Genomic DNA, 11007 nt, shown 5'->3' with positions numbered 1-11007 from the left:
GCCCTGCGAACGGCGTCGGCCTCCTGATCAGCCGCCGCGAGCAGGGCGTCATAGGCCGGGTTTTTGTAGTCTCCGTAGTTCTGGCCGCCGGTATCGGACTTGAAAAGACCCAGGAAAGTCAGCGGGTCGTTGAAATCGCCGATCCAGCTCATGGAGCCAACCTCGAAGTCCCGCGCGCGATAGGCCGCGAACGCCACAGCTCCTTCGTTCTGCTGCAGGGTGACCTCCACGCCGACGGCGCGCCAGTCCGCCTGGATCGCCTCCATCAACATCAGGGTCGTGTTGCTGTTGGCGGACTTGATGGTGATCCGCAGCGGGCGCCCGGGCCTGAACCCGGCCGCCGCAAGCAGCCGACGCGCCTCGGCCTGGCGCTCGGCCAAGGGCATGCCGGCCCATCTGAGCCGGGGGCCGGCCGGACGGGACGCGGGCGCATAATTGGCCGTCACCGGGGGCACGAACGCGTAGGCGGGAACCTGACCCGCCCGCAGCAGTCCGCGGGTGATGAACTCCCGGTCGAGCGCCATGGAGAGGGCGCGACGAACGCGGATGTCGCGGAACGCCGCGACATCGCGTGTGTTCATACTGAGATAGGCGGTGGCCAGACCAACCCCGGTGCGCGCAAAGCCGGGCATCTCCGCGCGAATTCGACCATAGCGGTTGGACTGAAAGCTCGCGTTCATGTCGAGTTCGCCCCGCGCCACCTGGCGCTCGGCGGTCACGACATCCGGGGTCGCGTAGTAGTTGATGCGGTCGACGCAGACCTTGGCCGCGTCCCAGAACTCGGGGTTCTTCTCCAGGGTGATCCGGTCCCCCAGGCGCCAGACGGTGAGACGATAGGCGCCGTTGGAGACGTAGCGACCCGGTTGGACCCAGGCGTCGCCATATCGCTCCACGACGTGGCGCGGGGCCGGGAAGAAGCTCTGATGTTTCAGGGCTTCCAGCAGGTAGGGCGCCGGGTGTTCCAGTTCGATGACCAGGGTCCGGGGGTCCAGCGCCCTGAGGCCCAGCGCGGATAACGGCGCCTTGCCCTCGTTCACCGCCTGACCGTTTTTGATGACGTAGAGCAGATAGGCGTAGATCCCGCCGGTGGCCGGATCGAGGGTGCGACCGATCCCAAAGACGAAATCATCCGCCGTTACCGGCTGGCCGTCCGACCATCTGTGATCTCGAATCTTGAAGGTCCAGGTCAGGCCGTCCGGGCTTACGCTCCAACTTTCCGCGGCGCCGGGGATAGGCGAGCCATCGGGCGCATCTGTCGTCAGGCCCATCATCAGATCGCCGATGATCGTAGATTCGTCGAACAGGTTGGCCTTCTGCGGGTCGAGGGTCTGCGGTTCGCTGTTGTTGCCGACCTCAAGGCAGACCTGACCGGTCGGGCAGGTCGGCCTCTGGGGCGCGGTCTCGCATGCGGCGAGGACGAGAAGGGGCGCGAGCAGGCCGGCGCGGATCAGCTTCAGCACGCCGCAAGAGGTGCACGCCGCGCCCTCGCCTGTCGAGCATCTCGGTGCAACCGGAACGCCACCCCGAGGGACCGGATCTCGGCGGTGGCCGGGCTATCAGCGGCCGGTGAAGTTCGCGGCGCGCTTCTCCATGAACGCCTTCATGCCCTCCAGCGCGTCCTGGCTCTTGAGCAGCGGCAGCAGCTGGAGGAACACGTGGTGCACGTGCTCATCGAACCCTTCCGAGAGGCCCATCCGCATCAGCCGTTTCGAGGCCTGCACGGCGAGGGGCGCGTTGGCGGCGATCTCCAGCGCGAGCTTGCGGGCCTCAGCGGCGACCTCGGCGTCGGGCACGACGCGTGAAGCGAGGCCGAGGGCCAGGCTCTCCTGAGCGTTCAGGGTGCGGCCGGTGAAGATGATCTCAGCGGCCTTCGACCAGCCTAGCAGCCGGGGCAACAGCCAGGTGCCGCCGCTCTCCGGGACAATGCCGCGCTTGGTGAAGGCGGCGGCCAGCTTGGCGCTCTCACCCATAATGCGGATGTCGCAGCCGAGCGCGGTGTCCATTCCATAGCCGGCGGCCGAGCCATTGAGCGCGCAGATGGTGGGCGTGCCCAGGTTGAACAGCACAGTGGGCGGGGTCGCTCGCAGATCGATATCGGTTGATGTGGAGGCGCCTTCGAGGCCCGTCGAGCCCTGCGTCGCTCCGCGCAGATCGAGGCCCGCGCAGAAGGCGCGCCCCGCGCCGGTCAGCACAATACAGCGCACATCGCGGTCCCGATCTGCCCGCAACAGGAGTTGTGCGAGCAGATTCAGCATCGGGCCGGAGATGGTGTTGAGCCGGTCGGGCCGGTTCAGGGTCAGCGTGGCGATGTGGTCCGACACGTCATAGAGGACCTCGTCCTCGGCGGCGGTATCCTGAGCGGGCGTGAGGCTGGGGGCGGCGCTGTCGGCCATAGGGCGTCTCCTGGGGTCGGGTTCTGGTTGTCGGGCGTAGCCTAGCTCAGGTTCCGCTCAGCGCCAGCAGGGCGGCGGCTTCCTCGAGCCGGGGCCGCTCTTGAAGCCAGGCTGCCTCAGCGGCGGCCTGGCGCTGGGCGAGGGCCTCAATCGCGCCGGAGAGCGACGGCTGCGTCGCAGTTAGCGCGATGCAGCCCGGATAGGCGGTCAGTTCCGGCGTTTCCTGGCAGAGCGCCATGGCGGCGGCGACAGCTTCCCCCTGGGCCGCAGCCTCGGCCTTGAGGCTCGCCGCAGCGGCGGACATCGTGTTGCGAGCCGCTTCGGCCTGCGCTCGGGCCTGCGCGACGCGGGCCGCCCCGCCCTCGCCGCGTGCGGCTTGCAGCGCGCGCGCCCCGGCGCCTCGGATCCTCTGTTCAGCCGCAGTCGCCGCCGCCAGAGCCTGCGGCAATTTGGCGGTGAACGCCTGCGCGGCGGCAAGGGCGGCGTCCACCGTCTCGGCTCCCGGCGGCCCCAGCGCCGCCGCAATCGCGGCGTCCTGGGGCGGCGCAGCGGCCACAGGCGCCGGCGGAGAGACTTCCGGCGCCTGTGCCGGCGTCGCGCGGTCGGTGCAGCCCGCAGCCAGAGCGAGGAGCGCCAGCAAGGGCGTCGCTCTCGTTCCGACCCGGCGGATCATGGGGCTCTCCTTGCATCGGCGGATCATCCCGCCGACGTCAGGCCCCGATCCTGAGCGACTTCCCCGCCGACATCAATGCGAGCGTTAGTTGGTCACGAAGCGGCGACGACCGCGCAGCGCCGCTCCGACGCCGGCGAAGCCAACGATCATCATGCCCCAGGCCGCGGGCTCAGGAATCGCGCCGAGACTTCCGAAGCCGCCGAAGTAGACATTGCGCACGTCCTGCACGCTGCCGTTGAACGCCAGAGTGAAGTAGTCGATCTTTGTTCCGCCCGTGACCCCGGCGTTGAAGCGCCCGCCTGATCCCAGGAAGTCGAACGCCCGCTGGTAGGCGGTTCCCTCCGTATCAACGAAGGTGAGGATCGCCTTGGTCGCCGTTCCACGGCCCCGGAAGACGAAGAATTCCGTCGCCGTGAACACCCGCGAGGGACTTGCGAGGTCGAACGCCAGGGTCTGAGCCGTATTTCCGCGGAACGTGAATGACGTATCCAGCAGACCTGTCGCCGCTGTGACCCGCGAACGGTTGGCGATCCCGAGCAGGGCCTCGCCGCCAGACACCGAGACGTCTTCCCCAAGCGGGTCTGTAAGCCCCGTCAGGGTCGTGCCGGTCGAACCGTCGAAGTAGAGCGTCTCCTCCAGGGCGCCGGCGGCAGGACCCATTTCGATGATGATGGCCGCATGGGCGGCTGGCGCGGCGGTGAGGGCGAGGGTCGCCGCCGCGAGAACGGATCTGTTGATCATGGTATATCCCCGGTTGCAGGCCGAAGGTCGGCATCAGGGCAACCGGCGGGACCGGGGGCTTGTTCCAGGTCCCGGCTACAACATTTGCGTGCAGGCGCGGATAGCGATCAGCCCATGGGATAGAGGTGCGTCTTCGTCACCTGATCGATGGCTTTCATGACCTCTGGGGAGAGTGTGACGTCGGCCGCCGCCAGGATGTCGGGAAGCTGGTCCTCGCGCGTGACGCCGACAATGGTCGAGGCCACGAAATCGTGCTGCTTGCTCCAGGCCGTCGCCAGCGTGACCGGCGACATGCCGGCCTCCTCCGCGATTCTGCCGAAGGCCGCCGTGGAGGCCATCGACTTCTCGTTGATGAACCGGGCGGCCATCACGGCCTGGCGCCCGCCGAGCTCCAGATAACGGGTGAAGCGCGCGCCTTCCGGCCGGCCGCCATCATTGTATTTGCCCGAGAGCACGCCGCCGGCCAGCGGTGAATAGGGGATCAGACTGACGCCTTCGCGTCTGCAGATATTGGCCAGTTCGTCCTCGAAGCGACGGTTGTTGAGGCTGAAGTTGTTCTGGATGGTCTGGTAGCGCGCGGTTCCCAGGCGCTCGGCGGCCGCCAGGCTCTTCATCAGGCCCCAGGCGTTCTCGTTCGAGCAGCCGACCACGCGCACCTTGCCGGCGCGGATCAGTTCGTCGAGGACCTCCATGGTCTCGTCATAGGCGGTGTCGTGATCGGGCCAGTGAGTCTGGTAGAGATCGATGTAGTCGGTCTGCAGCCGCGTCAGGCTGGCCTCGACGGCGCGGATGATATTGTGGCGGTCGACGGCGGTCATGCCGGCGCGCTGGGAGCCCTTGATCCAGCCGTGGCTGGGCCCACAGACCTTTGTGGCGACGATCACCGCATCACGGTTCTTGGTCCTCAGCCAGCGCCCGAAGATCTCCTCGGTGAGCCCGGCCCACTCCTCGCGCGGCGGCACCGGATAGTTCTCGGCCGTGTCATAGAAGTTGATTCCGGCCTCGAGGCAGCGGTCGAGCACGCGGAACGCGGTCGCCTCGTCGGCCTGGGAACCGAAGGTCATGGTCCCCATGCAGATGTCGGAGACAACAATGGCGCTACGGCCCAGTCGTTTGTGTTGCATGGGATGTTCCGCACTTCGCTCAAGATGATCTGGCGGAGCCTTCTGGCACAGGCCGAGGGACAACCGCCAGCGCGCTTCGCGCTCGACGGCGCGCGCGCAGTCGTCCAGGTTCCGGATCAGGCGGGGGGAGCGTGAGCGTGACGGCATCCAGCGAGGCGGGCGCGGCGACGCGAAACGGCTTCTCGGCCTATCTCTTCACCCACGGCGCCTGGTTCCTGGCGTTCGGGGTGCAGATGGTTCTGTTCCCCTACCTCGTGCGCGTCGTGCTGCATGAGGGGCCGATCCAGTTGGGGATCGCGCAGATGAGCCTGCAGCTTCCGACCACCCTACTGATCCTGATCGGCGGTTTTGTCGCCGATCGGGCCGATGGCCGGCGTATCGTGATCCTGGGGTGTGTGGCGTCGGCGGCGACGTTCCTCGTTCTGGCCGGCCTCGTGGCGTCAGGGCGGCTCACCTTCGGTCTTCTGATCGGCTACGCCCTGGTTGTCGGGGTGATCGGGGCGTTCGCGGGGCCGGCGCGGGATTCGTTGCTCAGTCTCGTGGCCCCGGTAGAGGGCGGCGTGCAGAAGGCGGTGTCAGGCGCCTCCCTGGCGCAGTTTGGCGGCCAGATTCTGGGCATGCTGGCGGCGATGACCGCGCCCTTGATCGGCGTCGCTGGCCTGCTTGCGGGACAGGCGCTGATGATGGGCGCCGCGACCCTGGCGGCGTTGCGAATCCGCCCGCGTCCGGCCGCGCGCCGCGTCGGCGGCGATCCCTTCAGCTCCGTTGGCCGGGAAATCGCCGAAGGATTCGCCGCTACGGCGGCCTCGCCGGTGCTTGGACCGGTGGTCTTGTGCAGCATCGGCATGGGCGTCTGCTTCATGGGCGCCTTCGCCGTGTTGTTGCCCCTGACCGTACAGAGTTACTTCCCGCTGACGGCGGCCGGTGGTGAGAACACCGCCATCGCCACGGCCCTTGGCGCCTTCAGCCTCTGCTTTTGGGTCGGCTCGATGGCCTCGGCCATGGTGCTGATGCGGCGGGGCGCTCCGCGGCGAAAGGGACGGGCCTACCTTCTGGCGCTGGCGAGCGGCGCCGCGGTGCTGCTGGTGTGCTCGATCCCGATGCCCCTATGGCTTCTCTGCGTCTTCAATTTCGTTTGGGGTTTGGGCGGCGGAGTCGCCATGACGCTTGGGCGGGGTCTGGTGCAGGAACATGCGCCGGAAGCCGCGCGGGCGCGGGTGTTGTCGATCTTCACTTTGGGCCTAATGGGCGGCGGCCCCATCGGCGCCGTCGCATACGGCATGCTGGCCGAGGCCGTCGGCCCCAGACCGGCGCTTCTTGCGCCCGCGATCCTCATGATGCTGATCGTCGGGACGATCGCCGCGCGCTCACGGCTCGCCCAGGCGGTGTGATCTGCGTTTCCGCAGCAAGGCTCTGCGCGTCTCTCCGGCGTGTCGGGTGCGTATTCCCGTCAGACCGGCGGGCATTGGGCCTTCCGGCGGAGATGACAGACGAAGATAATGATGATGACCACCCTCTCTCAGATCCTCTCGACCCAGCCCGAGCTCGCGTCCTGGAGCCTGATGATCCTGGGCTTCGCCCTCGCCGGACAGACGCTGCGCGTCGCACGCGGCCTGGCCTGAGCTGCGGCGCGCGCCGGCTTCCCGCCGACGCCGCGTCGAGGTAGTCTTGGACGTCGGGGGACATCTAGCCTCTGGAGCCGACCATGATGATCGCCAAGCCCTTCACCTTCGCGCTTGCGAGCCTTGTCCTGGCCACCACCGTCGCGCCGGCAGGAATGGCGCGGTCGCCGGTTGAGCCGGAAGCCGCCGCCGCCAAGGCGCCGCGTCAGTGCTTCTGGACCCGCCAGATCACCAACTTCGCAAGCGACGACCCAAACGTCGTCCACGTGCGGGTCGGGGTGAAGGACGTCTATCGGCTCGAAATGTTCGGCCCGTGCCTGGATGTCGACTGGAACAACCAGATCGCTGTGGTCTCGCGCGGCGGCTCCAATATCTGCTCCGGCCTGGACGCCGAAATCATCTCGCCCAGTCAGATCGGACCACACCGCTGTCCGGTGCGCGAGGTGCGCAAGCTGACCGCCGCCGAGATCGCCGCGCTTCCCAAGCGCGCCCGCCCCTGACTTAAGAATAGGCGCTACGCCCACGAAAAAGGGGCGCCGTCGCCGGCGCCCCTGATCCATGGTCTACACCCGGCCCTCAAAGTCGCCCGGTGTGTGTCCTCAGTCACGCGGCATCAATCTGGCCGCGCTGCTGGGGTTAGAAGCTGGCCTGCATCCCAAACTCGAATACGCGGCCCAACGGATTCTGGGTCATGTAATCGTAGTTGTACTGGCTCTTGTAGAAGGGCGGCACGTCGTCCAGCACGTTCTTGACCGAGAGCGTCGCCGTCCACCGTTCCTTGAAGGTCAGGCGGTAGGTGAAGTCGTGAACCCAGCGATCATCTCTCTTAAGCCGGCTCCCGGCCACCACGGCGTTCATATCGTCCGTGCCCGACCAGTAACGCGTGGTCCAGCGGAGGTTGTGGTCGCCGACCGTCCAATTCGCGTAGAGATTTCCACGGAGGCGCGGGTACGAATAGAAGGACGACAACAGCTCGGACTTGCCGACCCGGTTGAGTGCGCCGTCGTACACAAAGTTGGTCCCCAGCAGGAAACTCGCGTCACGCTTGTAGTCGGTGAGAATACTCGCGTCGCCGCCGATCGTCAGGACGCCGCTGAAGACGTCATCCCAGGAATAGGAGGCGTTCAGGTCAATGCCGGTGATGTCGGTGTTGGGGCCGTTGATGACGTTGTTGCGAACCGACAGGAGGTTGTTCGGGTGGCAAGTCGGTACAGCGCGGCCTCCGTAGAGGGTCGTATTGACCGTGTCGGTTCCGAACCTGAACCGGTCGAAGAGACCTGTACTGCCGCACTGCCAGGTCGCCGGATTGGCCGCAGGGAACATGGTGCCGTAGATGCGCGCGGCGGTTTCGGTGGTGATTTCGTCCTTGAACGCAAACTTGAAGAAGTCGATCTGCGCCTTGAACGCACCGGTTTCAAACAGGAAGCCGATGTTGAACGTATCCGCCGTTTCGGGGTCGAGATTGGGATTTCCGAAAGTCTGCACCGGACGATAGAGCGGAGCCCCGGTGGTCGGGTTGGTGAACTGCGCCTGGATGAAGCCAAATCCTGGATCCAGCGCCGCAATGGGGGGCGCCCGGAACGTGGTCCCCGCCGAACCGCGTACGGCGACCCAAGGCAGGATCTGCCACCGAATCGAGGCCCGCGGGTTCGTGGTGGACCCTACATTCCCGCCATAGCGTTCGTTTCGAATGGCCAGGCTCGCGACCACCGTATCGAAGACCGGCACCTGCAACTCGCCGAACGTGGCGACCACATGCCGATCTTCCTGGCTTTCCCGGCCGGAGCCAATGAAGGTGAACGGTCCACCTCCAGGCACGGCGCAGGTCGGCAGGCCGTCGCCATAGGGCTGGCTGTCGACGCAGGGGGATTTATCGCCATCAAAGTTCGAGGACAGAGCGATCGTGCGGTCGTTAAAGCGCCATTGGGCGCCGACCGCCCAGCTGATGGGCTCGTCGGTCCACAGGCTGAGATCGCCGAAGTCCCCGGTCAGCTGGGCTTGCGCGGTGACGAGCTGTTGGGTGGTCGTGCTGACCGCGTCGTCCTGCAACCAATCCCAGAGCACGGGGTCGAGCGGCGGCCCCTGACGCAGACCTGTGGCTTGCGCATAGTTCGCGCCGTTGATGCTGGAGGTTTGGATCGAGTTGGCGAACGGATTCAAATACGAACAAGCACCGACGCCGGGTGTTCCCGTTGTGGGGTTGCAGTTCGCACCGCCCAGTCCGCGTAGAGCCAGCTGGACGCGATTGACATATCGATCCGGGGTCCGGTTGATCTGTTCGGCGCGCATGTAGTTGAAGGTCGTGCGCCACTCCCAGCCATTCTCCAGTTCGCCGACGAAGCCGCCGACCACGCGGAATGAGGTGATCTGGTTGCTCTGCCGGTCGGCGTCAAAGTCGTGCAGCGGGTTGCCGCCCAGGCCCGCCGGGCGCCACTGGGTCAGGTTCATCGCGACGCCGTTGGTCAGCGCCGCCGCGCAGATGGCCGCCGTGATCTGCGGCTGGGTCGCCGTCGGGCACGGGTTGAACAGGGCCTGGAGGCCCGGATTGCTCGCCGGCACGTAGTAGCGCGACTGGATCGCGCCGGGCGCCGCCGGATAGGGAGACGTTCCGCCGCCCGGCGACGAACCGCTAGCCTCGATGGGTGTCGGGAACTGCACGGTCGACTGAGAGGCGGAGACACGGTCGTTCGGAACGTCCGTGCGGGACCAAAGGACTTCGCCATGGAACCGGAGCCGGTCATTCAGTTCGAAGTTGGCCTCTGCGAACAGGTGGTAGTGGTGCTCCTCCGCCACGCGGGAGTCGTGGTAGGTGAACGGATAGAAGCACTGTCCGTTCGGGACGAAAGAGAGGCCGCCGAGCTGGTTGCAGCCGGCGTCGGAGAATGTCGCCGACAGGGTCCCGCCGAGCGGCTGGCCCGCACGGGCCGGGTCCGGCAGGAACCCGCCGTTTGGCCCGAGCACCGGGGTCCCCAGGATGGCGTTGTAGCCGCCGGGATTGCTGGCGCCCGAAATCCCGCTGATGTTCACGGTGTCGGGGAAGACCGCGTTGGGCAGCGTCCACGGGAGATCGACCCCATTCAGCTCGCTGCGACGCCGATAGGAGGCGGCCAACAACATGTTGCCGTTGTCGAACTTCCGGCCCCAGGCCACGGACCCTTCGTAGTCTCCGCCTGAGCCATCGATCAGGGCGTACTTGCCGCTCGCCTCAAACCCCTCAAGGTCCTTACGCGTGATGAAGTTCACCACGCCGGCCACCGCATCCGAACCGTAGGTGGCCGCGGCGCCGTCGCGCAGCACCTCGACCTGTCCGATCGCAATGGTCGGGACCACGTTGACGTTGACGAACTCCTGGCCGCCCGCGGCGGTGATCGTCGACAGCCGTTCGCCGTTCATCAGCGACAGCGTGCGGGTCAATCCGAGACCCCGGAGGTTGATCGTCGCGACGCCGGCCGCCGCACCGCCGAGGAACCGGTTGGACTCGCCGATATTGCCGCCCGAAACGGACGGGATGGTCCGCACGAGGTCCACCAAAGACGGACTACCCTGGTCCTTGAGCGCCTCGCTCGTGATCACATCCACAGGCAACGGGGCGTCTTCCGGAGTGCCCCGGATGAACGACCCGGTTACGACCACCTCATCGACCTCGGTGTCGCTTGAGGCAGTTTGAGCTTGCGCGGCCGCCTGACCGGCAAGTCCGAGGGTGAAGGCGGCGGCCAGCATGGTGCCGGCGCAGAGCTGACTGCGTCTGGACATCTGTATTCCTCCCTGGGCCCCGCCGCGTCTGACGCGCAGCATGCTGACCTCAGTTAACGATGATTGTCCGACTTTCGACTTTGCGCCAGTGAAATACGAATCAGGGTTTCGGCGCCCGCCTGGGTGTCAACTGGAACAACCAGATCGCCATTGTTTCGCGCGGCGGCTCTAACGTGTGCACCGGCCAGGACGCCCCAGACCGCGCCCACGAAAAAGGGGCGCCGTCGCCGGCGCCCCTGATCCGTCTCGGAGTCTGTCCGACCTAGAAGGCCTTGCGGAAGCCGATCTCGAAGGTCCGGCCCAGCGGGTTCCCCTGGGTGTAATCGTAGTTGTACTGGCTCGGCGCGAAGGGCGGGTCCTTGTCCAGAACGTTCTGGACGCTGGCCGTGATCGTGGTGTCCCAGGGCGCTTCCCACCGAACGACGAGGTCGTGCTGCCAGAAGTCCTTGGACTTGCCCACCGCCTGCAGATCGCGTCCGGCGCAGGACGCCGTGGTGCAACCGGCGGCGGTCGTCGCGCCGGGGTTCGGAACCGTGATGAACAACGGCGAGCCGAATGCGGGCGAGGTGCCCTCCGAGTAACGCGCCAGCCAGCGGACCGAGAGCGGGCCGCGGACATAGGCCACGTAGGCGTTCCCCTTGATCTCCGGGTAGGAGAAGAAGTCGTTGATCAGGTCGCTCAGGCCGGCCCGATCCTCCGCC

General features: G+C 66.7%; 9 protein-coding genes and 1 pseudogene. 3 read left to right on the top strand and 7 right to left on the bottom strand.

The features are described 5' to 3' along the window. From ACIQ3R_RS10045 to ACIQ3R_RS10025, 5 genes are all read right to left on the bottom strand, one after another. On the bottom strand, positions 1 to 1460 hold a 1460-nt coding region (locus ACIQ3R_RS10045; RefSeq protein WP_397417968.1), incomplete at its 3' end, for a peptide ABC transporter substrate-binding protein. A 96-nt stretch (positions 1461 to 1556) separates the two neighbouring features. Continuing rightward, positions 1557 to 2393, bottom strand: coding sequence for an enoyl-CoA hydratase/isomerase family protein (locus ACIQ3R_RS10040; RefSeq protein WP_397417965.1), 837 nt, complete (start codon positions 2391 to 2393; stop codon positions 1557 to 1559). Between the two features lie 46 nt (positions 2394 to 2439). Continuing rightward, positions 2440 to 3066 carry a hypothetical protein gene (locus ACIQ3R_RS10035; RefSeq protein WP_397417963.1) on the bottom strand — a complete coding sequence of 209 codons (627 nt, stop codon included), beginning with the start codon at positions 3064 to 3066 and terminating at the stop codon, positions 2440 to 2442. A gap of 84 nt (positions 3067 to 3150) precedes the next feature. Beyond that, a complete protein-coding gene (locus ACIQ3R_RS10030) occupies positions 3151 to 3807 on the bottom strand; it encodes a PEPxxWA-CTERM sorting domain-containing protein (RefSeq protein WP_397417961.1) in 657 nt (218 codons plus the stop codon). A gap of 107 nt (positions 3808 to 3914) precedes the next feature. After that, positions 3915 to 4931 carry an aldo/keto reductase gene (locus ACIQ3R_RS10025; RefSeq protein ID WP_397417959.1) on the bottom strand — a complete coding sequence of 339 codons (1017 nt, stop codon included), beginning with the start codon at positions 4929 to 4931 and terminating at the stop codon, positions 3915 to 3917. Positions 4932 to 5068: 137 nt separating this feature from the next. Here ACIQ3R_RS10025 and ACIQ3R_RS10020 point away from each other — a divergent pair, with 137 nt between their 5' ends. From ACIQ3R_RS10020 to ACIQ3R_RS10010, 3 genes are all read left to right on the top strand, one after another. Then, positions 5069 to 6322: an MFS transporter gene (locus ACIQ3R_RS10020; protein WP_397417957.1), complete on the top strand. Its 1254-nt coding sequence runs from the start codon at positions 5069 to 5071 to the stop codon at positions 6320 to 6322. Between the two features lie 108 nt (positions 6323 to 6430). Continuing rightward, the gene (locus ACIQ3R_RS10015; RefSeq protein ID WP_397417954.1) at positions 6431 to 6553 is read left to right on the top strand and encodes a hypothetical protein; all 123 of its coding nucleotides are present in this window, start codon (positions 6431 to 6433) and stop codon (positions 6551 to 6553) included. 83 nt (positions 6554 to 6636) lie between these two features. After that, positions 6637 to 7053 carry a DUF6491 family protein gene (locus ACIQ3R_RS10010; RefSeq protein WP_397417952.1) on the top strand — a complete coding sequence of 139 codons (417 nt, stop codon included), beginning with the start codon at positions 6637 to 6639 and terminating at the stop codon, positions 7051 to 7053. A gap of 136 nt (positions 7054 to 7189) precedes the next feature. On the opposite strand, the gene ACIQ3R_RS10005 is transcribed toward ACIQ3R_RS10010, so the two are convergent. Both ACIQ3R_RS10005 and ACIQ3R_RS10000 read right to left on the bottom strand, forming a co-directional pair. Further along, the gene (locus ACIQ3R_RS10005) at positions 7190 to 10306 is read right to left on the bottom strand and encodes a TonB-dependent receptor plug domain-containing protein (protein WP_397417950.1); all 3117 of its coding nucleotides are present in this window, start codon (positions 10304 to 10306) and stop codon (positions 7190 to 7192) included. Positions 10307 to 10568: 262 nt separating this feature from the next. Continuing rightward, a pseudogene (locus ACIQ3R_RS10000) lies at positions 10569 to 11007 on the bottom strand (hypothetical protein); the annotation flags it as partial.

It is taken from the genome of Phenylobacterium sp., assembly GCF_044371015.1.
Classification (GTDB): domain Bacteria; phylum Pseudomonadota; class Alphaproteobacteria; order Caulobacterales; family Caulobacteraceae; genus Phenylobacterium.
The sequence above is the reverse complement of the archived record's forward strand: the minus strand, read 5'-3'. Positions and strand labels throughout refer to the sequence as shown.